This is a genomic window from Rhodococcus sp. NPDC057014 (assembly GCF_042673295.1).
Lineage (GTDB): Bacteria > Actinomycetota > Actinomycetes > Mycobacteriales > Mycobacteriaceae > Rhodococcus_F.
Genome location: NZ_JBHUSF010000140.1, coordinates 1 through 21843 on the forward strand (window position 1 = coordinate 1; position 21843 = coordinate 21843).

Annotated in this window: 23 protein-coding genes and 1 pseudogene; 13 read left to right on the top strand and 11 right to left on the bottom strand. The window is 67.1% G+C overall.

The window, feature by feature from the left end; translation table 11 throughout:
* Positions 1-186: pseudogene (locus ACFTZB_RS24810) on the bottom strand (hypothetical protein); the annotation flags it as partial.
* Positions 187-429: 243 nt separating this feature from the next.
* Here ACFTZB_RS24810 and ACFTZB_RS24815 point away from each other — a divergent pair.
* The gene (locus tag ACFTZB_RS24815) at positions 430-1707 is read left to right on the top strand and encodes a sensor histidine kinase (RefSeq protein ID WP_378435013.1); all 1278 of its coding nucleotides are present in this window, start codon (positions 430-432) and stop codon (positions 1705-1707) included.
* A gap of 126 nt (positions 1708-1833) precedes the next feature.
* On the opposite strand, the gene ACFTZB_RS24820 is transcribed toward ACFTZB_RS24815, so the two are convergent.
* Positions 1834-2316, bottom strand: a complete 483-nt coding sequence (locus tag ACFTZB_RS24820; RefSeq protein ID WP_192581970.1) for a hypothetical protein — start codon at positions 2314-2316, stop codon at positions 1834-1836.
* Positions 2317-2504: 188 nt separating this feature from the next.
* Here ACFTZB_RS24820 and ACFTZB_RS24825 point away from each other — a divergent pair, with 188 nt between their 5' ends.
* The 5 genes from ACFTZB_RS24825 (at position 2505) to ACFTZB_RS24845 (ending at position 9899) form a co-directional block, all read left to right on the top strand.
* Complete coding sequence (locus ACFTZB_RS24825) at positions 2505-3911, top strand: diguanylate cyclase domain-containing protein (RefSeq protein WP_378435015.1); 1407 nt, start codon at positions 2505-2507, stop codon at positions 3909-3911.
* Positions 3912-4181: 270 nt separating this feature from the next.
* The gene (locus tag ACFTZB_RS24830) at positions 4182-7319 is read left to right on the top strand and encodes a kelch repeat-containing protein (RefSeq protein WP_378435018.1); all 3138 of its coding nucleotides are present in this window, start codon (positions 4182-4184) and stop codon (positions 7317-7319) included.
* Between the two features lie 134 nt (positions 7320-7453).
* On the top strand, positions 7454-7843 hold the full coding sequence (locus ACFTZB_RS24835) for a hypothetical protein (protein WP_378435020.1): 390 nt from the start codon (positions 7454-7456) through the stop codon (positions 7841-7843).
* A 99-nt stretch (positions 7844-7942) separates the two neighbouring features.
* The gene (locus tag ACFTZB_RS24840) at positions 7943-8437 is read left to right on the top strand and encodes a hypothetical protein (RefSeq protein WP_378435022.1); all 495 of its coding nucleotides are present in this window, start codon (positions 7943-7945) and stop codon (positions 8435-8437) included.
* A gap of 130 nt (positions 8438-8567) precedes the next feature.
* Positions 8568-9899, top strand: coding sequence for a serine/threonine-protein kinase (locus tag ACFTZB_RS24845; RefSeq protein WP_378435024.1), 1332 nt, complete (start codon positions 8568-8570; stop codon positions 9897-9899).
* 35 nt (positions 9900-9934) lie between these two features.
* Here the strand turns inward: ACFTZB_RS24845 and ACFTZB_RS24850 are convergent, their stop codons facing one another.
* The gene (locus ACFTZB_RS24850) at positions 9935-10543 is read right to left on the bottom strand and encodes a poly-gamma-glutamate hydrolase family protein (RefSeq protein WP_378435053.1); all 609 of its coding nucleotides are present in this window, start codon (positions 10541-10543) and stop codon (positions 9935-9937) included.
* Here ACFTZB_RS24850 and ACFTZB_RS24855 point away from each other — a divergent pair.
* From ACFTZB_RS24855 to ACFTZB_RS24865, 3 genes are all read left to right on the top strand, one after another.
* Positions 10430-10858, top strand: a complete 429-nt coding sequence (locus ACFTZB_RS24855) for a hypothetical protein (protein ID WP_378435055.1) — start codon at positions 10430-10432, stop codon at positions 10856-10858. The two genes, ACFTZB_RS24850 and ACFTZB_RS24855, sit on opposite strands and share 114 nt — an antisense overlap.
* A 91-nt stretch (positions 10859-10949) precedes the next feature.
* Positions 10950-11315 carry a peroxiredoxin gene (locus ACFTZB_RS24860; RefSeq protein ID WP_378435026.1) on the top strand — a complete coding sequence of 122 codons (366 nt, stop codon included), beginning with the start codon at positions 10950-10952 and terminating at the stop codon, positions 11313-11315.
* A 97-nt stretch (positions 11316-11412) separates the two neighbouring features.
* On the top strand, positions 11413-12378 hold the full coding sequence (locus ACFTZB_RS24865; RefSeq protein ID WP_378435028.1) for a nucleoside hydrolase: 966 nt from the start codon (positions 11413-11415) through the stop codon (positions 12376-12378).
* A gap of 219 nt (positions 12379-12597) precedes the next feature.
* On the opposite strand, the gene ACFTZB_RS24870 is transcribed toward ACFTZB_RS24865, so the two are convergent.
* From ACFTZB_RS24870 to ACFTZB_RS24880, 3 genes are all read right to left on the bottom strand, one after another.
* Positions 12598-13314, bottom strand: coding sequence for a DUF3105 domain-containing protein (locus ACFTZB_RS24870; protein WP_378435030.1), 717 nt, complete (start codon positions 13312-13314; stop codon positions 12598-12600).
* 177 nt (positions 13315-13491) lie between these two features.
* On the bottom strand, positions 13492-14688 hold the full coding sequence (locus tag ACFTZB_RS24875; RefSeq protein ID WP_378435032.1) for a hypothetical protein: 1197 nt from the start codon (positions 14686-14688) through the stop codon (positions 13492-13494).
* Positions 14689-14819: 131 nt separating this feature from the next.
* Positions 14820-15125, bottom strand: a complete 306-nt coding sequence (locus tag ACFTZB_RS24880; RefSeq protein WP_378435033.1) for a hypothetical protein — start codon at positions 15123-15125, stop codon at positions 14820-14822.
* A gap of 350 nt (positions 15126-15475) precedes the next feature.
* Between ACFTZB_RS24880 and ACFTZB_RS24885 the strand changes: the two genes are divergently transcribed.
* Entirely contained in the window at positions 15476-16246 is a 771-nt protein-coding gene (locus tag ACFTZB_RS24885; protein WP_378435035.1) for an alpha/beta fold hydrolase, read from the top strand.
* 130 nt (positions 16247-16376) lie between these two features.
* Complete coding sequence (locus ACFTZB_RS24890) at positions 16377-17567, top strand: hypothetical protein (protein WP_378435037.1); 1191 nt, start codon at positions 16377-16379, stop codon at positions 17565-17567.
* A 276-nt stretch (positions 17568-17843) separates the two neighbouring features.
* Here ACFTZB_RS24890 and ACFTZB_RS24895 read toward each other — a convergent pair whose 3' ends face one another.
* The 4 genes from ACFTZB_RS24895 to ACFTZB_RS24910 all read right to left on the bottom strand — a co-directional run bounded on the left by ACFTZB_RS24895 (position 17844) and on the right by ACFTZB_RS24910 (position 19708).
* Positions 17844-18098 carry a hypothetical protein gene (locus ACFTZB_RS24895; RefSeq protein ID WP_378435039.1) on the bottom strand — a complete coding sequence of 85 codons (255 nt, stop codon included), beginning with the start codon at positions 18096-18098 and terminating at the stop codon, positions 17844-17846.
* Positions 18099-18103: 5 nt separating this feature from the next.
* On the bottom strand, positions 18104-18298 hold the full coding sequence (locus ACFTZB_RS24900) for a hypothetical protein (protein WP_378435041.1): 195 nt from the start codon (positions 18296-18298) through the stop codon (positions 18104-18106).
* A gap of 97 nt (positions 18299-18395) precedes the next feature.
* A complete protein-coding gene (locus ACFTZB_RS24905; protein WP_378435043.1) occupies positions 18396-18725 on the bottom strand; it encodes a hypothetical protein in 330 nt (109 codons plus the stop codon).
* Positions 18726-18952: 227 nt separating this feature from the next.
* A complete protein-coding gene (locus ACFTZB_RS24910) occupies positions 18953-19708 on the bottom strand; it encodes a GntR family transcriptional regulator (RefSeq protein ID WP_378435045.1) in 756 nt (251 codons plus the stop codon).
* A 146-nt stretch (positions 19709-19854) separates the two neighbouring features.
* Here ACFTZB_RS24910 and ACFTZB_RS24915 point away from each other — a divergent pair, with 146 nt between their 5' ends.
* Positions 19855-20565, top strand: coding sequence for a tyrosine-protein phosphatase (locus ACFTZB_RS24915; protein WP_378435047.1), 711 nt, complete (start codon positions 19855-19857; stop codon positions 20563-20565).
* Positions 20566-20602: 37 nt separating this feature from the next.
* Here the strand turns inward: ACFTZB_RS24915 and ACFTZB_RS24920 are convergent, their stop codons facing one another.
* Positions 20603-21085: a DUF1707 domain-containing protein gene (locus ACFTZB_RS24920; protein WP_378435049.1), complete on the bottom strand. Its 483-nt coding sequence runs from the start codon at positions 21083-21085 to the stop codon at positions 20603-20605.
* Between the two features lie 103 nt (positions 21086-21188).
* Here ACFTZB_RS24920 and ACFTZB_RS24925 point away from each other — a divergent pair, with 103 nt between their 5' ends.
* Positions 21189-21707 carry a PadR family transcriptional regulator gene (locus ACFTZB_RS24925; RefSeq protein ID WP_378435051.1) on the top strand — a complete coding sequence of 173 codons (519 nt, stop codon included), beginning with the start codon at positions 21189-21191 and terminating at the stop codon, positions 21705-21707.
* The last annotated feature ends 136 nt before the right edge of the window (positions 21708-21843 follow it).

Consider the following 21843-nt stretch of genomic DNA (forward strand, 5'->3'; position numbering starts at 1 on the left):
GTACTGCTTCGCATCGACGCCGTTGACCGCCGGCTCGGCTGTCGGTGTCTCGCCGGCGGCGCTCGGTGCGACGGACTCGGTGCCGTCGGTCGACGACGCATCCTGGGCGCAGGCCGCGAGAAGAAGAGACGAGGCACCGGCGATCGAGGCCAAGGCCACCGCGGACCGCCGCCGAATCCTGGTCATGCGTGACACCCCTTTCCGTTCGGTCTCCGGGACCGATCGCCTGAGATGTTCCCACGAATGCGGGAGTGTCGTCTCGCATCGACGGATCGGCCCCGAACACCGCTGGTGGGGCGAGCGGACGTGGTCCGCCGATCCCGCGGATCCCCATCCTGCGATGCTAGAATGCTGGGGCATTGTCGCAGGTCCAGCAGTTGACGTGCCCGGATCTTCCTGTCGGAGTCGCCCGGCCGAGGAGGCCGTTCCATGGCTGAGTCATCGGTAGTGCCCGCGGATCTCGGCGGAAGCCCGGATCTCGAACGCATCGTCCTCGAGCACGCGTATCGCGGCGCGTACCTGCAACTCGCGCTTCGTGGTGTGCTGGTGCTCTTCATTGCGTTGACGCTGGTGTTCGTCCCTCCCGTGAACGACGCGAATGTCTGCCTGGCGACCCTGACCGGCTACGCGTTCTGGACCGTCGGGCTCGCGCTGTGGACCCGTCGAGGCGGTCCCGGCCCGGTCAACGCGATGTGGCTCGCGCTGTTCGTGGACCTCGCGGTCATCGGTAGCCTCACGTTACTGACCGGAATTGCGGCACAACAGAGTTGGACCGCAGACATCTTGACCAACGGACTGTTCGTGATCCCGTTACTGGCGTGCACTCAGCTTCGCCCGGGTGTCTGCGCCTCCGTGGTCGTGCCCACGGTGCTGGTGTTCCTCGCCGCCAGTTGGGCCACGATGGCGTCCAACGAGGAACCGTGGTCGTCGATCCTGCTCAGCACGATGGCACTCGCCATCCTCTCGGCGGGCGCAGTTGTGCTCAGTAGAATTCAACGATCCAGGGTGCTCACCATCGGTCATCTCGTCCACGACCGCACCGCTCTGCTCGCGGAGTTGATGGGTCTCGAGCAGCGCGAACGACGCGCGTTGTCCGAGCAACTCCACGACGGGGCGCTGCAATTCGTCCTGGCCGCGAAGATGGATCTCGACGACCTCTCCGGCGACGCCGATCCGGAGGCCGTCGACCGCATCACCCACGCACTCACCGAATCCGCGTCGCTGCTGAGGGCCACCGTCTCGGAACTCCATCCCACGGTGCTCGACCGCGTCGGACTTGCCCGCGCTCTCGGCGACATCGTCCGGTCCGCCCAGGCGCGTGGCGGTTTCGACGTGGATCTCCAGACGGCGGAATGGGACGACGACTTGCGCACGTCGGCCGACGACGTGCTGTTCAGCGCGGCACGTGAATTGCTCAGCAACGTGGTCAAGCACGCGGGAGCCCGCACCGTGCGGGTCGAGCTGTCGCGGACCGGTGAGCATGCGGTCCTCGACGTCACCGATGACGGGTGCGGCATCTCCCGTGAGGCGATCGACCGCAGTCTCAGCCGAGGGCACATCGGACTGACGTCGCACGAACTCCGCGTCGTCGCGGCCGGGGGCAGCTTCTCCGTCCGCCCGGGACCACGTTCGGGGACGGCTGCCCGTATCGAGATGCCCTTCGAGGTGGTGAACGCATCCGATTCCCTCCCGATCTCGGCGCACTAGTCCGTCAGTCGACGCCGAGCAGCACCTCGGTGGACTTCACGAGCACCGTCGCAGCCACGCCGGTCTGCAGACCGAGGTTCCGACGCTAGCCGCAACCACTACGAATGGGTGAGTTTGGACCTTGCGTCAGTCGGAGGTGACGGTCGACGGGCTCGGTTCCAGGAGTGCAGTCAGACAGGTCGGACCCAGGCCGATCTCCGGCCACCCCGCCGAGATCATGATGTCGTGCGGGCGCGTGCACGTGCCGAGCCAGTAGTTCGGCTCCGTGCGGTAGGCGGGCACTCCACCCCATTTCCGGGGTGAGCCGGACCGTGGCAGATAGGGGTCGGCAACGCCCACGACAGACCCCAACTGCAGCAGCACCGAGAGGTACGACCACTGGGTGTCGGGATCCGCCGGATCGGACAGCACCCGTGTCTCGTGATGTGCCCGTTCGGCGGTCCGCCCCGTGGCGGTCAACGCGAGACGGACGTGGATACCCGACGAGAACGCGACAATGCCGAGGAGGTCGAGGGTGAGGTGAGTTCCGGACGCGAGAATGGTGGGACCGTGCACTGCGGTCCCACTGGCTGTCGGCGGCGCGAATGCCGGCCAACGCGCTCTGCGCATGCCCACGATGGTGCCCCTACATCGAGGCGGAATCAACGTCCCACGCCCGCGCGCGTGGGACGCGACTCGAGACGGCAGGCGCGGCACAATGGCGTCACGACGCCCGAGGCGTCACTTCCGGGAACGCTTATCGTGGATGGAGGTCGAGGCGGGTGCAGGACGGAAGGTTCGCAGCGGAGGGAGTGTCCATGGAATCGCTGCCGGATTCGCGGATGCTGCTCGCGGTCCTCGAACACAGTCCGGCGTTGGTGTTCGTGTCCGAATTCGTGTCCGGTCGGATCGTGTACGTCAATCCCGCGGGTGTCGGCGTCCTCGGATTCGGTGATGCCGTGCATGCGTACTCGAGGACGACCGCGGAGCTGTTCACCGACGTCGGCCTCGTGCAGGCGCGTGACGTGGAGTCGGCTCTGGCCGATCGGGGAGAGTGGACCGGGTTGACCGAGTTTCGCCATTTCGTCACGGGTGAGCCGATCCCGATGCTGATTTCGACGTTCGTGCTCGAATACACGGCGACCGGGCCGTCGGTGATCGGGTCGATCGCCCAGGATCGCCGCGGCGCCGAACACGACGAGCAACGCCTGCAGCGCGCACTGGGGGAGTCCGCGTACCGGGCCCGGGAGCAGCAGGCGATCGCTGACCTGAGCCAACTCGCCGTCGGCGCAGACCTCGACGAACTGCTCACGGCGGCGGCCGGGGCGGCGGCCGCGCTGATGGGGGTGCACTGTTCGTCGATCGCGCGGGTGGCCGACGACGGCGAACTCACGGTGCTCGCCTACCGCGGTCCCGAGCCCGGTCCGAAGACGTTCTCGCCGGGGCCTGGATCGCAGCCCGGGTACGCCGCTGCCACAGGGGCGGTGATCGTGTGCAGCGATCGGGTCCACGAATCCCGGTTCTCCACGGCGGGGATGAGCGGGCGCGGGTTGCAGAGCGGGGTGTGCGTTCCGTTCGGCTCCGAAGCGGTGTGGGGTGTGTTGACGGCGCACAGTCGTCGTCCCCGTGACTACACCGAGCGGGACCTGACCTTCTTGCGTTCGGTGACAGCCGTGCTCTCCGCGGCGATCCGCCGTATCGAGGCCGAGGCCGCGCTGGTGCACCAGAGCTTGCACGACCCGCTGACGGGACTGCCGAACCGCACGCTGGCTCGCCGCCGGCTCGACGAGGCCCTGGACGCGGCGCCGCGGGGTGGCCCGCGCGTGGCGCTGCTGCTGGTGGATCTCGACGACTTCAAGACTGTCAATGACAGCCTCGGTCACGCGGTCGGCGACGACGCGCTCATCGTGCTCGCCAGGCATCTGCGGTCGGCGGTACGCCCGGGCGATACCGTTGCCCGCCTCGGCGGTGACGAATTCGTGGTCGTCTGTGAGCACGTCGCGGGCGCGCCGGAGGCGGTCGCGATCGCCGCCCGGATTGCCGGTAGCTTCGCCGACCTGCATCGGTCGCGCTCGCTCGAGTGGCCGATCAGTGCCAGTATCGGTGTTGCACTGTCCGACCCGGAGTGCACTCGTGAAGAGCTCGTTCGGCGGGCGGATTCGGCGATGTATCGTGCGAAGGCTGCGGGAGCGGGCGGGTACGCGCTCTACGACGGCACCTGCTAGTTCTACGACGGCACCTTCCAGTGGGGCAACGGGCCCCGATCGGTGCCGTGCTGCCGACACGACACGAAATCGTGGCCACCGCTAGGCACCCTGGGGTGGGGAAACTGTCATCTTGACGTGCTGCGGGGTGCGTCGAATACTTGCTGGACAGGGCGGCTCCCGTCGATGTCCGGCGAGTGGAATCCGCGTTTCGCCCTTGTGGCAGAAGGATATTCGCGTCTGTGGCGGTGAACGCGCCGGCGCGGATATCGGACGGAACCGAGGCGCTCGATGGCAGATTTCGACCCAGACGCGACCCAGGCGGCGTCGATCCGCGCAGCCGGCCACGGCATCGTGGCAGAGTTGGACGCTGCCGGGTTCGCGGGTGCCGAGGAGGTCGGCCGGGGTGGGTTCGGTGTCGTGTACCGCTGCCTGCAGCGTTCGCTCGGTCGGATGGTCGCAATCAAGGTCCTGACGTCGGACCTCGACTCCGAGAACCGCGAGCGTTTCCTGCGGGAGGGGTACGCGATGGGTGGGCTCTCCGGCCACCCGAACATCGTCAACATCCTGCAGGTCGGCGTGACCGAGACCGGGCGTCCGTACATCGTGATGCACTACCACCCGCGCGACTCGCTGGCGGTGCAGATACGACGGGAAGGTCCGTTGCCCTGGCCGGAGGCGATCAGCATCGGGGTGAAATTGTCGGGTGCCCTGGAGACGGCGCACCGCACCGGCACCCTCCATCGCGACATCAAACCCGCGAACATCCTGCTCACCGACTACGGCGAGCCACAGTTGACCGATTTCGGTATTGCGCACATCGCCGGCGGTTACGAAACCGCCACCGGCGGGTTCACCGGGTCACTGGCGTTCACCGCGCCGGAAGTCCTCAACGGCGAATCACCGACCGCGCGTTCGGACGTCTACGGTCTGGGCGCCACGATCTTTTCGCTGATCGCGGGGCGGGCGGCGTTCGAGCGGAAGACCGGTGAGGAACTCGTGGCGCAATTCGTGAGGATCAGTACCCAAACGGTGCCGGACCTGCGCGCTCGAGGTATCCCGGACGGGGTGTGCGCCGTCATCGAGAGGGCGATGGCGACGAATCCGTTCGCTCGGCCGGCCTCCGCCGAGGAGTTCGGACACGAACTCCAAGCCGCCCAGCGGCACATCGGGTTGCGTTCGGACGCCATGGCGCTGGCACCGCTGGAGCCCGCCCAGCCGGCCGAGGCACATCCGTCGGCGGCGGATGCCGGCGGCTACCGCCAGATTCGGTTCGAGGATTCGGACGGTCAGCGTCGCTTCTTCGCCCCGACCGAGCAGATCCAGCCGGAGTCGCACCCCTCGCACCCCTCGCACCCCTCGCACCCCTCGCACCCCTCGGGGCGGTTATGGCCGCCGACGGGTCCGCCGCCCTGGCCGCCGGGGGTGCCGGACAGCGGTCGGCAGGCCCGCACCCGCCGGCGTGGAATCCTGACCGTGCTCGCACTCGTGGTGACGATGGTGCTGGCCGGTGGTGGTTACCTGGTGTACAGGGAGGCAATCGGACCGGGCGCCGCGGGACCGACCGCCCAGAAAGCGGGTGAGCCGCCGGCAGCCGACCCGACCGCGGCGTGGCGACCGGTCGGCGACGCCCGAGTCGCCCGCCAGCAGACGGCGACGACGGTCGCGGACGGGACTCTCTGGGTCTTCGGAGGACTGGACGACAACGGCGTCTCCGCCCGGCAGGAGGGCTACGACCCGGCCATCGACACCTGGAAGGCCGGCCCCGACCTCCCCGTCCCGCTCAATCACGCGATGGCCGTCACCTACAACGACGAGCCCGTAGTGATCGGTGGTTGGCAGGCGAAAGGCCAGAACCTGACAGCGGTCGCGTCCGCTCGGGTGATGGCCATGCGCGACGGGCGGTGGGTCGACCTGCCACCGCTGAACGTCCCGCGGGCCGCCGGTGCCGCGGCCGTGGTGGGCGACACGCTCGTGGTCGCCGGGGGACAGTCGGACGGCGCACTGGTGGCGTCGACCGAGGTGTTCGACGGAACGAAGTGGACGACGGTCCCGAACATGCCGACGCCTCGTGAGCATCTGGCCGGGGTGTCGGACGGGAAATACTTCTACGCGATCGGTGGGCGTGACCTGGCATCGGATCAGAACACCGCTGCGGTCGAACGGTACGATCCGGCTGCGGGGACGTGGGCGACGCTGCCCGGCATGCCCACCACCCGCGGCGGGCTCGGGGCGACGTTCGTCGACGGCCGCATCGTCGCAGTCGGCGGTGAAGAACCGACCCGGGTGCTGTCCACGGTCGAGGCCTACGACGTGGTCGCAGGGACGTGGTCGCAACTGCCCGCTCTGCGCACGCCTCGGCATGGGATGGCGGTCGGCGCGGTCGGCGACACGGTGTACGCGGTCGGCGGCGGCATCAAACCCACTCACGCCGAATCGACAGCGGTGTCCGAGGCGCTGCAGATCGCACCACGCAAAACCCAATGGGCACCGGCGTGGCGTCCGCTGCGGGACGCGCCGATTGCCCGCCAGCAGACCGCGACGGCCGTCGCGGACGGGTGCCTCTGGGGGCGCGGGGTGGGGCCGGCGCCCCGCCCCCCCCCCCCGCCCGCGCCGGCCGGCCCGGACGGGACCATCTGGGTGCTCGGGGGCCTCGACAACGCGGGGTCGACCCCGAAGGTCGAGGGCAACGACCCGGCCATCGACACCTGGAAAGCAGGCCCCGACCTTCCGGTCCCGCTCAATCATGCGATGGCCGTCGAGTACGGCGGCGAGTTGGTGGTCCTCGGAGGCTGGGTGCCGGAAGGGCCGAACCTCACCGGTACGACGTCGGACCGGGTGCTGGCGTTGCGGGACGGCGACTGGGTGGACCTGCCACCGCTGAACGTCCCGCGGGCCGCCGGTGCCGCGGCCGTGGTGGGCGACACGCTCGTGGTCACCGGGGGACAGGCGGATGGCGAGTTGGTGACGTCGACCGAGGTGTTCGACGGAACGAAGTGGACGACCGTCGCGGACATGCCGACGCCACGGGAGCATCTGGCCGGAGTGTCGGACGGACAGTACTTCTACGCGATCGGTGGGCGCGATCTGGCGTCGGATCAGAACACCGCTGCGGTCGAACGGTTCGATCCGGCTACCGGAGCGTGGGCGACGTTACCCGGCATGCCCACGCCTCGGGGTGGACTGGGGGCAGCGTTCATCGACGGCCGCATCGTCGCAGTTGGTGGTGAACAGCCGACCCGCGTGCTGTCCACGGTGGAGGCGTACGACATCGCCTCGGGGACCTGGTCGGCGTTGCCGCCCATGCCCACCGGAGCTCACGGGATGTCCGTCGCGACGGTCGGGCACACCGTCTACGCCATCGGTGGTGCACTCCGGCCGACACACGCCGAGTCCACCGCGACCGCGCACGCACTCGATTTCTGGTGAAAGCGACGGGTTGTCGTCCGGCAATTGCGCACCCTGAATGTCTTCCGTGCGTGCCGTTGTGCGCAGTAGAGGGGGACTAGACTTGTGGTCGGGAGGGCGAATTCTCACACAGGCTACGAGCCGGGAGGTTCGTGATGAAGGTGACGGCGACGGCCACCCGTCGCGGCGGATCGTGGGTGGTGGAGGTTCCGGGAGTCGAAGGCGAGCTCACCCGGGCGAGGCGGCTCGATCAGGTGTCCGCCATCGTGGCGGAGGCCGTGCATCTGGTCCAGGGTGTGCGGGCCGAGGACGTCGAGGTGGAACTGGACTACGAAATCGGAGATTCGGCGGCGCTCATGGAGGCCCGAGCCGCCCACTGGCAGGTCGAGTCCGCCGCCCACGCACAGGAGTGCGCAGCGCGGGCCTCGCGGGCCGCGGTGGCGCATCTGCGGCGATCGGGTCTCTCGGTGCGTGACATCGGGGTCATCCTCGACCTGAGCCCGCAGCGCGTCTCTCAACTCGACCGCGCCGGCGTCCATGCCTGACGATCCGGCAACTTCCGATCCGGCGACACTCGTGCGGCCCCTAGGATGCGGGAAGGGCCCTTCACACTGAACGGCTCGGCGCAGGTAGGGGGAGTGCGGATGCGTGGGGCAGGAAAGATTCTCGCCGCAATCGGTATCGCAGCAATGATCACGGCGGGCGGGCAGGGGGTTGCCGTCGCGGCGCCTGCGGATGCGTCGGACAGCGTGACGACTCTGCAGGTCCCACCCATCGGGACGAGCCCGGTTCTCGCCGCCTACTTCACCGTCGACGCAGTCACGGGTCGGGTTCCCGGAGTCGTGCGGTTTCGCACCGTGAGCGAGTGTTACGTGTTGAATCCCATCAGTGCGGACACGTGCATTCCCGGACCGGGCAACGCCATGCGGGCGAATGCTGTGCGGGTGCACTGGCTGAACGTGAACACCGGGGCGACCGGCGCGGCCACGATCCCGATCGGAACCGCCGGGTCGACCGATTTGCCTCGCCCCGAGATCGATGTGGCCACCGGCAGCGGGAGAATCGTCGTCGGCACGGTGGCCCCGGCCGAGTATCCACAGGCGCTGCTTCCGGGCTTCGGCACCTTCGACGTGCCCTGATCGTCTCCACCGAGAGCCGTCGGCCGCCACCGCCTAGAATTCCGGTGGAGGCGGGCGCCTCTCCGATGCGTCGCCCGTCCCAGGTGCACAGTCCCGCAGACGCGGCAATTTCGATCGGCGGAGAGTGGCAATGCAAAGTGGAGCGCTATTCGGCAGATACCGGCTGGACCGGTCGCTGTCGGTGGACGAGAACGGCGAGGTGTGGGCGGCATTCGACACCGTCACCGCTCGGCACGTCGCGGTGCGGGCGTTGCCGCGGGACGCGGCCGAGGACGACGAATACAGCGAACGATTCGTACGCGACGCCGGTGTTGCGGCGCACATCCGGAACCCGCACGTGGTTCCGATCCACGACTTCGGGCAGATCGGGAACCGGCTCTACCTCGCAACTCCGATGACCGGGGGGACGAACCTGCGGACGATCCTCCAGTCGGGCGGACCGATGGAGGCCTCGCGTGCGGTCGGCGTGGTCGAGCAGATGGCGTCGGCGCTGGAGGCCGTGCACGCCGCGGGGCTGGTCGATCGGGAAGTGACGTCGGCACACGTCGTCGTGCAGGACGGGGGGCTGGTCCAGCTCACGGATGTCGGGCTTCCCACAGCCCCGGGCGCAGTGGGGGGAGTTCCCGGCCTGAGCACCGTGTTGTACGAGTGCCTCACCGGCGGGCAGTTCGCGTCGAACGGCCGGGAGTTGCCGTCGTCGAAGTTCTCGACGCTGCCCGTCGGCATGCAAGCCGTGATCGCACGCGCAACGGCAGCCGATCCCGGGCGGCGCTATCGGTCACCGAGCGACCTGGCCGCGGCTGCTGCTCGTGCCGCGGCGACAGGTCCGCAACCTGCCGCGGACCCCAGTCCCGCGGTCCCTCCGAACGACCGCAACCGCCGTCTCCTGCTCGCAGGGCTTGCAGTCGCCGCGATCAGCGTCGTCGCGATCGTCGGGGGCGTGATCATCGGTTCGCAATCGTCCTCGCCCGATGTCGTGCTGCCTGTGCCGGCCTCCAGCGCGGCCGAGCCGGCACCCGCCACGTCACCCACCGCCGCGACGAACCCGACGGCCGCCGAGCAGGTGCCCCCGGCTGCGGAGGCTCCAGTCCAGGACGAGGTCCCGCCATCGGCAACTCCGGCGCCCCAATCACCGCTGGTACTGCCGGCACCCGCACCGGCACCCGCACCCGCACCCGCACCCGCACCCGCACCCGCACCTGCGCCCGCACCGGCACCGGCACCGGCACCGGCGCCCGCTCCGCAGGTACTGCCCTGCTACCCCGGTTACGAGCACACCCCGCCTCCGGACGGACCGTGTCTCCCGCCCGGCTCGCCGCCGGTACCGGCACCGGCACCGGCACCGGCACCGGCACCTGCGCCCGCCCCCTCGCCGGCGCCCGCTCCGCAAGTGCTGCCGTGCTATCCGGGCTACGAGCACACGCCGCCCCCGGATGGGCCGTGCTGGGCGCCGGGCACGTGAGATCCCACGGTTGACGTCGGCGAACGCAGGCGCGATCACCGACGGGCGTCGGCGGCGATCCAAGACTTGCAGACCTCGCTGACAGCGGCAGCGACAGCATCTCCGTACAGCTTCCGCGGGTGTCGGGACTGTTCGATCTGGATTCCGCCCGCAGCGTCGACGGTCAGGCGGTTGACCAGGTTGGACGCGGATTCGCCGCTGTAGCGTTCCCCGGGATCGGCTATACGAACCCGGACTCCGCTGCCGTGAAGTGCCCTCGCGACTGCGTTGCGGACATCCGACTTGAGCAGTGCGGGTGCACGGCCTCCGATGAGGACGTCGGGGCCTCTGTAGCCGTGGAATGACACCGCCCATCGGAATCGCCGTGCACCCAGGGAGCCCAGAAGAGGGAAGCTGTGCACGCTCAGATCGCCCGAGGAAATGTGCCATGCCCGATATGCGTTGCCTGCCGGTCGCCACCCTTTGCACGCCCACAGCGTCGAATCGTGCGATCCGAGTGACGCGTAAACCTGCTCGGCCTGCCGATCCGTGTGGCTTTCGATGGCGCCGCCGTGCGGCGCGAGCACTACGAGGCGCTGATGGTGCCCGTCGTCTTCGAGTCGTTCGATGAATTCACCCTGGACTTCGGCCTCGGCCTCGGACATCGTGGGGGCGATACACCGAAGGTCGAGAACCACCGCCTGTCCGGGTTCGGCGCCGATCCGACGGCATCCACGTTCCGTTACCCGCACGGTGTCGATCCCCGCTACACCGGCGTCCGGTATCAGTGTGAACAATGCGGTCGTTCCCCGGTGACGGATCCGCGCCTGCTGACGGGGCTCGGCTCCGATCCAGGTCAGCAGATGCGGGTGAATCCCGGCATGCTCGGTGGCGTTTGCGCTGGTGGCGTCGCTTCGGCCGACGTCGAGGGAAACGGCGACCCTACCGTCACCATTCCGCCGCATCGAAATCCGCTGTAACGGACGCTGTTCGAACACCTCCTCAGATTAGGCGCGATACTGTCCTCTCGGGCCCTTGTCGGCAGTTGTCGCGCGGCGAAGACTCGGATCCATGACTAATAAAGCAGTGGTCAGTCTCACCACCGGTCTCGAGGACGCCGAGAAGGTGACGGTTGCGTTTCTGGTCGCGGTCGGCGCGGCAGAACAACAGCGCCAGACGCTGATGTTTCTCACGAAGGAAGCGGTACGGATCGCGCTCGACGGCACGATCCAGGGCGTCGCCTGCGAGGGTTGCCCGCCACTTCCCGATCTGGCTGCACGATTCGAGAGCGCGGGCGGCACGTACATGGTGTGTCCGATCTGCTTCGAGGCCAAGCACCTCGACAAGGACGCGCTGGTATCCAATGCCGAACTCGCCGGGACGGTTCCGATGTGGAAATGGATCGGTGACGAAGGGGCGGTCACGTTCAGTTACTGAAACGACTTTCCGCGGCGAGCGCGACTGACTCGGTTACACTGCGCGCGAGTGCATTCGATCCCGATCCGATCGGGGATCATGAGCGGCGGGACGGGCAGTGACGGATCGCCTCGTACTCGTCGACAGCGACACAGGCGTCGACGATGCCCTCGCCCTGCTCTTCATTGCGCACGATCCCGGTGCCGAGATGGTGGGTGTCGGAAGCATATTCGGCAACTGCACCGAACAGCAGGCCGCGTCGAACGCTCTCACCGTCCTGTCCGTCGCCGGTCTCCAAGACGTCCCGGTGTGCATCGGACGGCCTCGTCCCGGGCCACCGCCCGCAATGCCGTCCGCGCACGGGCTCGACGGACTCGGCGACCGCGGCCATCGACCACCGCCGGGCATCGGTCCGGCATCCGGTTCCGCCGTCGAGCAACTTCTCCGTGTCGCGCGAGAACGGCCGGGGACGGTGGACCTGTTGTGCCTGGGACCGTTGGCCAACATTGCTGCCGCCGTCACCCTCGACCCACTGATCCTGACGCGGTTCCGGTCCGTGATCATCATGGGCGGCATGGGACCAGCGTCGCGGAGAACCGCCGAGGCGGCGGTGCAACCGCAGTTCCTCGGCAAAGGCGACACGAACACCAACCACGATCCGGCCGCGGCCGCGATCGTCTCGGCGGCGTCGGGGCCGATCACGTGGGTCGGAATGAACGTCACCGGCCGACTCCGACTGGCCTGGGCCGACCTGGTCGCTCGCTCCGCCCCCGGGAAGGTCGCGGCCTTCGTCCGCGACATCACAGACGACTACCACCGGCACTGCACCAGCAGCTACGGCGCCGAGGACCCGATCTACACCGCACACGATTCCGTCGCCGCCGCTGTGATGCTCGACCCGACGGTCGTGCTGTCCGCCACCGACGCCCAACCCCGGGTGCGTCGGATGGACGGGCGGTCGAGCATCTGGGGTGTCACTCCGGCACGGGGGCCGGTGCACCGTTTCGTGACCGACGTCGACTACCGCTCGATCGGAGACCGGATCGCCGCCACACTCGACGCAGATATCCTCCCGAGCGACTGACGGTAACGCGCGCCGAGCCGGATGCTGCCGCTCATGCGGTGGCATCGAGCAGATGCAGTTCCTCCGCAACGATCAGATCGACCTCGTCACTGGTCAGACCGGACAACAGATGTGCCGACAACATCGCGCTCACCTCCTCATTGTGCTTCTGTCAATGAGTCGAACGAGCACGCGCGATATCGACACGATCGCCGACATTCTCGGCAGAAAATTTCTGCGCTATTTGCCGTTCACCGGAACCGCATCCGGACCCGGTTCGGTCGGATCGAACGGCGGCGGATCCGCGGGGTCGAATCCGCCGGGCACCGTCGAGCAGGTCGCTCCGGGCTCCGGGTACGTGTTCGGGTTCTGTCGCAGAGCTATGAGGAAGTCGGCGATCCGCTGGTCGTGGACATCGTCGAGCCGGAGTTGGTGACCCCACGACTGCAGCGACACCGCCGAACCGAGACCCGGGTACGGCGACATCAGGGTGTACGGTTCGCCGTCGACGTGCGCCGCCAGTGCGCTGATGTCGTCGGCGCTCACACGATCCGGGTCGTAGGTCACCCACACGGCCCCGTGCTCGAGGGAATGCACGGCGTTCTCGGTGCGGATCGCTTCGGGATAGACAACTCCGGTGCACGTAGCCCAGTACTGATCGTGTGCACCACCGAACGGCGGACTCTGGTCGTAGGCCACTCGTTGCGGTGCCTGCACATGATCGGCGGGCCCATAGTCGACGGTGACGATCCCCTCGATTGCCAGTGACGGGTCGGGATTGTCCGCGCTGGGTGCGAAGTCGTGGGCTTCGCCGGCATCGTCGGATCCGGCGGGCAGCACGTACGCACCGACGGCGACAACGCCCACCACCGCCACTGCGGCGGCAACCAGCCAGGGCAGTCGCCGCGGCCCGCTCGGCTTCGGTCGGGATTGCGGCTCGCTGCGGTCGTTCGTCATTGCCGATCCTTCGTCTCACCGGGCGCCCGGACCGCGCGTCCCATCTGCGAAGGATGGTAGTGGACGGGTGCGGTGGGTCCGGTCGCACGACGTCCATCAGCTGCGTGATGGTCTCGGGATGCGGCTCGTCTTGCTCGGGGTATTCCTGACAGCGCGATCATGCTGCTTCGCGCACGGTCAACGCTGCGCAGAGCGCGAAGATCGATCAGCGCGACTTGTCCGGAGACGCTGAACCAGGAGGCCGATCAAGACGCGCGGCACGCGCGGCGCAACTTCCAGGAGCAACCACCGGTACTTCATCATTCGCTGCTCGCGGGGAGTGCGGTCGAGAATGCGTTGCAGAGCGGCCTCCAGCTCGGCGTCGTGGATTCCCCGGGCGCGCATCGCGTCGAGGTTCTCCTTCGCGAAGGGGAAAGCCCCCGACGTGACGTGCATGCGGTTCATTCTCTCGATCGGGATCGTATGGGGAAGCGTCTCACACCGTTCCAGTCCTCCGGCGATGTACAGGTTGATCATTGTGCGGATGCACTTTTCGCACTTCCCGCAGTTGTAGTCGCCGTCCCAGTTCAGATTGCACACGCGCAGGTGGCGCATCGCCAGATCGCTGTCCTTGATGGCCTCGGCCTTGCCGATCCGGTTGGCCTCCGTACCGTCCTGAACGATCTCGAGGCTTCCGCTCGACCACAGCGGATCGAGATCCGGATGACTACCGTGCGGGGTCATGTTTCCCGTGTCGTAGGACCCGGACGCGGCGACGATCACCTTGCGCAGGTGGGGTGAGAGAAGGAGCGCCACATGTGCGAGCGCAGCGCCATGTGCGGTGCTACCCCAGTTGTTTCCGTGTCTGGTGTGGAGAAACTGGAGGTCGGTACGAATCTCGATCAGCTCTACCCCCATCTCGGCAGCAACTTCGCGCGCACCTGCCGATATTCGTTCGTACGGCTTCGGGCGACGAGGATCGATGTCGAATCCGTGCACCAGGATGAGATGCGTGATCTCGGCTCGATTCTTCAGAACGGAGTAGAAGGCGTCGAGGCCGCCACTGAAGAAGCATCCGACCCCGCCGCCCTCACGATCGCTTGTCGACATGACGGGCGCGACGACGCTCGGGGTGTGGAGTTGCGGGTACCACGAGTGCAGTAGGTCACGCGCCTGCTCGGCACCGGACAATGCGGCAGGATCGACGGGGGCGTCGAGCTCCAAGTCCTGCTCGGTCGTCATCGCCACCACGACTCCCGGGGGCAGCCATGGCGTTCCGCTCCGATCCAGCGAAACGTTGGCCGATGTCTGCACGGTGAAGTGTTTGCCATCGATGGAGAACACCGACTTGACGACGTTCACCCCGACGAGGTCGATGGATGCTTGCACGGCCATGCCTTGAGCCCTCTCTTCACGGTGATGATGCCAGGCACGCGCGTGTCCAGTCATCACTCCACCGAATCCTGATTCCACCAGCTTCCGTCGAAGTGTGCCGTACCGGGACGATCTTTCCGAACGTGACCCGCTCAGATGTGTTCAGGCAGATCAAACTCCGGCGCGGACCGGACGGTCGCCGCATACGGTACAGGCTGTGTCGACCACGGGGTCCACGGGTTGGCAATTACAGCAATGGTTTTGAGTGGCAGTGTCGCAGCGGGCATCGGGACCTCGGTTCGACCCTCGGCAGTGGCAGCCTCGATGCCTTGTTCGAGCACCTGCAAACCGACCCCGTGCTCGCGCGGTTGCGCGTCGAGGGTGGTCAGGTGGGTGCGGTGTGCTGGCCGGAAGGTCCGAGTCCAATTTTCAAGGCGTAGTGCAAGATTCCAGTTCATGAGCTCGCTCGGTAACCGACCTCAGGTATTGGAGATCCATCGATTCCCGCCCCCGCCCCTTCCGTCTGTCATCACTGCCGATGGTGATGGCGAGTCGAATTTCGATGCTCGGTATGGTGGATCAGTTCGAATCGGTAACTGTGCCAACTTCCGAGAGACCACCGAGCAGGAAAATAGGCGCGTAGCGGTGTATTTCGAGGCGTGACACGTCGCTGCCGCACAGCGCCCGACCGAAGGGCCGTTCCACCATGCCTGTTGACAGTAAGTCCAGCTTTGTTCTCGTCGCCGATCGTCGGTTGCATTACTGCTCTGCCGGAGATGGGTCGGTGTCGGTGTTCTTCGAGGCTGGAATGGGGAAGAGCCGATCGACCTGGTCGCTTGTTCAACCACTGGTTGCCGAGTTTGCACACACCATCGTGTACGACCGCGCGGGGCACGGACTCAGCGACCCCGACGAGGCCGGACGCGATTTCGATCGGATACTCGACGACCACCTGGCCGTCCTCGACGCCACCGTCGACCGCCCCTGCGTCGTTGTGGGACACAGCTACGGCGGCCCGGTGGTACGCGTGGCGGCGAATCGTCGACCGGACACGATCAAGGCCGTCGCTCTGGTCGACGAAGTGTCGGAGATCTGCAAACCCGAGCGGATGATGGCAGCCATGCGAGGTGCTTCGGTGCTGTACGGTTCGCAGGTGATTCTGGCTCGGTTGAAACTTCTTCGCCCGCTGCTGGGGAAGTCCTACTACCGCTTCCTGCAGGGTGCGGCGCTGCAGGAAGCGATCGACGAGGGATCGACGATGAACTCCGTCCGCGCGGCGCGGGCCGAGTGGCGAGCCTTCCGCGAAAGTTTCACCGCGCTTCACGACAGTGGCCCCCATATACCCGACGTCTCGCTCACCACGATCTCGTCGAACAGGATCCCACCCGAGAAGGATCGCGATCGCGATTTCCTCGGCGCCGCGCACCGCCGAACCGCGGAACTCTCGCCGTCCGGACGGCACGTCTATTCGGAGAACCGTCATCACTACATTCCGCTGGTCGAACCCCATCTCGTCGCGCAGGAGATCCGGGACCTGGTCAGGCAGGTAGGCGCCGCTGCGGGGCCCGGTGCTCGGTGACGCCGGCGTCCTTCGTCCCCGGTCCCGCTCCGATGGTTGCTCGGCCGACGACGACACGGTGCGGTAACTTGCGAGAGTCATACAGAGCTGAACGAGGAACTCGAATGCATACCTACATTGAGGTGCGGCAATGGAACTGAAGGCTTCGGTGTCGGTCGACGACACGTACCGCTCCACCGCGGAGCTGGTGATCGACGGCGAATCGTTCACCGTGTGGACCGAGTCCGACGTGACTGTCGATGTCACCGGTACCCCGTGGCTGCCCACGCTTCGTGTGACGGCGATGCGAAAAGGGTTGCAACTCGCCATCACCCCGGCCGTCGACAATGCTGCGTTGGAGGGCAGCCTGGCCGCCCAGGACGTGCTGCTCGACTGGTTCCCCGAGATGCTTCACCGCACCTCCACGCAGGCCGAGACCGCGGTACCCAGCCCACTGGAGCGGGACCGAAGAGGGGTCGGGTGCTTCTTCTCCGGTGGCGTGGACTCCTTCTACACCGCACTGAAGCATCTCGACGAGATCACCCACTTGATCATCATCCACGGACTGGATATCAGCCTCGACAACCACGTGCTGTGGGACGAGGCGGTCGATCGGGCCCGGACGATGGCGGCGGAACTCGGAAAGGAACTGATCGAGGTCCGATCCAACGTTCGCCTACTCCACGCCAAGCACGGACCGCACTGGCAGAGTCAGGCGCACGGCGCCTTCCTCGCCCACGTTTCGCTACTGTTGTCCCCTCACCTGCGCAAGGTCTACATTCCGGCGTCCGACGACGAATCGCGGCTCGCCCCGCTCGGGACGCATCCCGACCTCGACCCCCTGTGGTCGAGCAGTGATGTCGAGATCGTGCACGACGGCATCGAAGCGGACCGTGTTGCCAAACTGGCCCGCATCAAGGAGTCCGCGGTCGCCATGAACCACCTACGGGTGTGCTGGTGGAATCTGGCGAGCAAATACAACTGCGGCAGGTGCGAGAAGTGTCTGCGGACGATGATCGGACTCCACATCGTGGGTGCATCCGGACAGTGCACGAGCCTGCCCCGGGAGATCCCGTCGAGGGCGGTCCGCCGCATGTACTTGAACGCCGCCGGGGAGGGCGGTGAGCTGTTCGCTCGCGAAAACCTCGAGCGGCTGGCGGAACTCGGCGAAACCGATACCGAACTCGTCCGTTCCCTCAGCTATGCGGTCAACCGCAACAAGTTTCAGGAATTCCTCGTGACCGCCCGCTTCTACGTCATCGACGTGGGACTCGGGCTGGTGCGATACCAGGCACGAAAACTCTTCGGCAGCAACCGGCCGGCCAAGACGACGGCTTCATGAGTCCGACGATCGCGGGCTGAGCCGTCACGTGGCGGCGCTGTGACGGCGGCATTTCGCAGCCTGAAACGTGGTGACCTCGGTCCAGCGGTCGGAGGCTCGAAACTTCACCCGGGAGGGCAAGGACGTCGCAGCCTCCTGCGCGATCTACAACACCATCAGGCGGGGGAGCGGCATCGAGTTGATCGTCACCGCCCGACCGGGCCCCATGAATCCGCCCGACCCGGGCACCATGTATCGAACGGGAGTGCCCGGCAGCGCGCTTCCGGCTCGGCCGATTCAGAGTGACGGGCGCGGGCGGGAGATCGCGAAATCGATCATGGCGACGATGTCGCGCTGTGAGATCGTGTCGCCCAGGCCGTTCGTTTGAGCTGCCTCGATGAGGTCGTCGGTGAGGGTGTCGAACAGCAGTGCCGTGCGGGGGTCGGCCCGCAGGGGTCCCTGGGTTTCGAGGGCGTGCAGCGCATCGACCGTGTCGCGGTAATCGGCGAGGCCGTCGCGCGGCGGGAGCAACTGCATCGCGTGCACGTTCATGGTGCTCAACTCCGAACCAGGCTGTCGGACAGTCGCGCTTCCTGCAGCGCTCGACTGGTGGGATCGCAGCGGTACTGCCCGGTCGTCGTGTGCCGGTAGCCAGGACCGTCCTTCGCGACGGTGTGCCCGCAGTAGCGGCATTCGTGACCGTACTGCCCGGTGCGGATGGTTTCGATGGTGGGATATGTGTTGGTGGTCATGGTCTCGTTCGTCGGTGTGGGTGGTGTGATCAGTGCAGTAGTTCGTTCGGGCCCGGCAGGGGTGGACTTCGCGGTGACATTGCCGCCGGCGGGCGGGTCATGCGTATTCGACGACGGCGTCTGCAGCCCCGGCGTGGGCGCTTCGTTCCAGTGCTTCCCAGACGAGGTCGTAGCGCTTGAGAGTGATTTCATCCGCGTTGGCGAGCAGGGCGCTGAGGAGGGAGTGCGGGTCGTCCTGCCAGGAGTCCAGGGCGGCCGCGACTGTTCCGTTGCTGAACAGACCTGATTGGGCGAGGGCGTGTGTCCACTCGTCGAACAGTCCGCGGTGGATGCGCTCGACTGTGTCGTGGTCGAATCCCTCGGCGACGAAGTCGCGAGCGAAGGTCGCCGTGACGTAGTCACCGCAGGTCATCGGTTGTGCGTTCATCGGTGCGGGCATCCTCCGTCAGTGGCGGCGTCGGACCATCGGGCGACTCCGTGCTTATGAGTGAGACAGCTCACATCGTCGCCTATCGGGGGTGCGTGACACATCGGCCGAATCACCGGGGGGTATACCTATTTCTGGTCCGCGTAGCCCCAGCCCGATCGGCGCTCGGGAATGTTTGGCCTGGTCAAAGCCTCGAGGGTCGCCCCCCGCGCTCCGGACATACCCGGTCAGCTCGTCGGGGCGTAGTTCGCGACGAACCGCACCCGGTCGCTGCGGCACGCGCGGTTGATGTACACGGTGGGGGCGTCGTCCGCGTCCAGATTGAGACCGTCGCGGAGAAGGACCGCTGCACCCGCCGGCACCTCGAGCAATGCCGCAACCTGTGGGGAGGCAGTGCCCGCGGCGAATGAACGCCAGGCCGCCTTCAGTCGGACGCCGTAGGCGTCGCGCCACACGCTGTACAGGGGGACACCCTCACGCAGGTGCCCGTCGATATCGGCGAAGCGGCGGTCGTCCATCCAGACCGAGTTCGCGAACCACGGCTCACCGTCGACCGCGAGCACCGTGTCGACGCGGCGTAGCCGGCATCCCGGTAGATACGCCTCTACCTGCGGTGCACTGCCGCCGAGGACGATCTCGCTCGAGACGAGTGACTCGGTCAGTTCTCGGCCCGCGGACCTGAACGCCTCGCTGAGACCGTCGGCATCGTTGATGAAGCTGGCGGCGAGTTCGATGGGGAAGTGCCGGGGCGGCGGGGCGACGAACGTGCCGGACCCCTGCTTGGCGACGAGTCGCCCTGCCCGGGTCAGTTCGCCGATCGCCTGCCGCACCGTGAGCCGGTTGACGCGGAGTTCGGCGGCGAGGTCGGTCTCGGGCGGCAACCGGTCTCCCGGCTGCAACATGCCACTGTCGAGTCGCTGCAACAAGACGTCCTGCACTTGTCGGTAGAGCGGCACCCGACCAGTCGGCGTTGTGCTCGGCATTCCATAAGTCTAGAGGACCCGTCGTTGGCAGGGCCGGCGCATGATGCCCGTCTTTGCAGGCCAGATGCATTCACCTGCCGATTGTCCGGCAAGGTGGTTTAGGCTAGTTGTATAGATGAATATTCCTATATCGGAAAGGAGCTCGTATGACCGTGACCGACCTCGACGTACTCCCCAATCTGCGTGACCTCGGTGGACTTCCGCTTGCCGGGGGCGGACGGACGCAGTCCGGTGTGCTGTATCGCAGCGCACTGCCCGCACCCGGCGACGCCCGTCCCACGGCGGTCGACGAGTGGCCCGCCCGCACCGTCGTCGATCTGCGCAGCCCCCGCGAGTTCGCGACTCGGGCTCACCCGCTGCGGTCGCGAGAGACGGCGGTGCACCGGATCTCCCTGCTGTCCGACGCCGAGGTCACCGCGCCGAATCAGGGGGCGAGGCTCGCCGACATCTACCAGGGCATCCTCGCGAATGCGGCGGAGCGGCTCGTGGACGTCCTGCAGGTGGCGGCCACCGCGCCGGGCCCGGTGCTGCTGCACTGCGCGGCCGGCAAGGACCGCACCGGGGTCGCTGTGGCCCTGCTGTTACGCACCGCCGGAGTCGGACCCGAGCAGATCGTCGCCGACTACGAATCGACCAACGAACACATGGGTGCCGTCCTGGCGCGGATTACCCGTTTCGCCCCTGAACTCGGTCACGCGCATCCCAACGACCGCGATGTGCGCGGTGCCGTCCCCGAGGCGATCGAGGGTGTCCTCGCCCGCTGGGATGCGCACCCGGGCGGCGTTCACGGGTGGCTGAGGGAGCGCGGCGCCGCCGACGAGACGATCCGACTCTGGACCACGCGTTTCGCCGGGTGACGTGCTTCGGCTGGGCGGCACGGGTGTCGTCGGCGGCTCACCGACTCGCGACGGCTCTCATCCGGTCGTTGCGCAGCGCGTCGGTGAATCTGGTGCAACCGCTCTCGCGGCCGAGCAGGGTCCGGCCCAGTAGCACCAACCCCCACGGGCCTATCACCCACACCGGCCAGAAGTAGATCATCAGGCCGGTAGCGAGCGAGATGATGCCCCAGATCGCGATATTGATTCCGCCCGCGACGGCCCAGGCGAGCCACTCGATCTGCTGGTGACCCGGGATGTGGCGACGCGCGGGACGGTCGGGCTGTGTCGCGACCGGGGCAGTGGCAACTGCCGGGGCTGCGGACGGCAGGTCGCGTAACACCTGATGCGCCTGCTGCCGGGTGGTCGATCGATAGACCTCTGCCACCCGCTGATCGAACTCCCCGATGGTCAGCCGCCCGGCGGTGAAGTGTCGCCCGAGTTCACCGACGACCTGTTCACGTTCGGAATCGGATATCCGGATGTTGTCCGCGTACTGCATCGGACCCTCCTCGGCGATGACGTTCCACTGTGGAATGTCGCTGTCACCATGATCGATATGCCACAGTGGAATGTCAACCCCTGATCGAATGAAGGACCGCGAGATGGATGAACGCCCCCTCAACGCCACTGCAGCGTCGCTCCTCGGTTTCCTGCACGAAGGGTCCAAGACCGGTTGGGATCTGGTGGTGACCGCGCAGGAACGCATCGGCAAGTTCTGGTCGATCACGACCAGCCAGGTGTACCGGGAACTCGCGGCGATGGAGCGTGCCGATTTGATCGAGGCAGGGGAGCGCGGTGCCCGCGAACGCAAGCCCTACACACTCACCGACGAGGGGCGCCGGGCGTTCGCGGAATGGATCGAGCGCGAACCCGGCCAGGAGAACATTCGCTATCCGTTGCTTCTCACCGTCGCGTTCGGCGCGCACCTTCCGCCCGATCGATTGGCCGCGATGCTGGACTCGCACCGCGCGGTCCACCAGAGGCAGCTCGCCGAGTACGAGCGTGACGCCGCCGTGCACGGATCCAACCGATTCGCGATGGCCACCCTCGACTTCGGGATCGTGTACGAGCGCGCAGTGCTCGACTGGTTCGACCTGGTCGAGGACCGGCTGGGGCAGTGAAGGTTCGGCCGCGTCTCGCCCGGTGCCGGTGTCGGGCGGTCAGCCGATCACGCCGTCCTCGGTGACGACGGCCGTCGGCAGGTCCACTCGGCGCGGAGTCCCGGCCTCGTCGTGGATCACGGTGACAAACGCGGGA

Bases quoted from the DNA above. Each gene is read 5' to 3' on its own strand.
- ACFTZB_RS24815 (WP_378435013.1), top strand. From the start codon at position 430: ATGGCTGAGTCATCGGTAGTGCCCGCGGATCTCGGCGGAAGCCCGGAT.
- ACFTZB_RS24820 (WP_192581970.1), bottom strand. From the start codon at position 2,316: ATGCGCAGAGCGCGTTGGCCGGCATTCGCGCCGCCGACAGCCAGTGGG.
- ACFTZB_RS24825 (WP_378435015.1), top strand. From the start codon at position 2,505: ATGGAATCGCTGCCGGATTCGCGGATGCTGCTCGCGGTCCTCGAACAC.
- ACFTZB_RS24830 (WP_378435018.1), top strand. From the start codon at position 4,182: ATGGCAGATTTCGACCCAGACGCGACCCAGGCGGCGTCGATCCGCGCA.
- ACFTZB_RS24835 (WP_378435020.1), top strand. From the start codon at position 7,454: ATGAAGGTGACGGCGACGGCCACCCGTCGCGGCGGATCGTGGGTGGTG.
- ACFTZB_RS24840 (WP_378435022.1), top strand. From the start codon at position 7,943: ATGCGTGGGGCAGGAAAGATTCTCGCCGCAATCGGTATCGCAGCAATG.
- ACFTZB_RS24845 (WP_378435024.1), top strand. From the start codon at position 8,568: ATGCAAAGTGGAGCGCTATTCGGCAGATACCGGCTGGACCGGTCGCTG.
- ACFTZB_RS24850 (WP_378435053.1), bottom strand. From the start codon at position 10,543: ATGTCCGAGGCCGAGGCCGAAGTCCAGGGTGAATTCATCGAACGACTC.
- ACFTZB_RS24860 (WP_378435026.1), top strand. From the start codon at position 10,950: ATGACTAATAAAGCAGTGGTCAGTCTCACCACCGGTCTCGAGGACGCC.
- ACFTZB_RS24870 (WP_378435030.1), bottom strand. From the start codon at position 13,314: ATGACGAACGACCGCAGCGAGCCGCAATCCCGACCGAAGCCGAGCGGG.
- ACFTZB_RS24875 (WP_378435032.1), bottom strand. From the start codon at position 14,688: ATGGCCGTGCAAGCATCCATCGACCTCGTCGGGGTGAACGTCGTCAAG.
- ACFTZB_RS24880 (WP_378435033.1), bottom strand. From the start codon at position 15,125: ATGAACTGGAATCTTGCACTACGCCTTGAAAATTGGACTCGGACCTTC.
- ACFTZB_RS24885 (WP_378435035.1), top strand. From the start codon at position 15,476: ATGGGGAAGAGCCGATCGACCTGGTCGCTTGTTCAACCACTGGTTGCC.
- ACFTZB_RS24890 (WP_378435037.1), top strand. From the start codon at position 16,377: ATGGAACTGAAGGCTTCGGTGTCGGTCGACGACACGTACCGCTCCACC.
- ACFTZB_RS24895 (WP_378435039.1), bottom strand. From the start codon at position 18,098: ATGAACGTGCACGCGATGCAGTTGCTCCCGCCGCGCGACGGCCTCGCC.
- ACFTZB_RS24900 (WP_378435041.1), bottom strand. From the start codon at position 18,298: ATGACCACCAACACATATCCCACCATCGAAACCATCCGCACCGGGCAG.
- ACFTZB_RS24905 (WP_378435043.1), bottom strand. From the start codon at position 18,725: ATGAACGCACAACCGATGACCTGCGGTGACTACGTCACGGCGACCTTC.
- ACFTZB_RS24910 (WP_378435045.1), bottom strand. From the start codon at position 19,708: ATGCCGAGCACAACGCCGACTGGTCGGGTGCCGCTCTACCGACAAGTG.
- ACFTZB_RS24915 (WP_378435047.1), top strand. From the start codon at position 19,855: ATGACCGTGACCGACCTCGACGTACTCCCCAATCTGCGTGACCTCGGT.
- ACFTZB_RS24920 (WP_378435049.1), bottom strand. From the start codon at position 21,085: ATGCAGTACGCGGACAACATCCGGATATCCGATTCCGAACGTGAACAG.
- ACFTZB_RS24925 (WP_378435051.1), top strand. From the start codon at position 21,189: ATGGATGAACGCCCCCTCAACGCCACTGCAGCGTCGCTCCTCGGTTTC.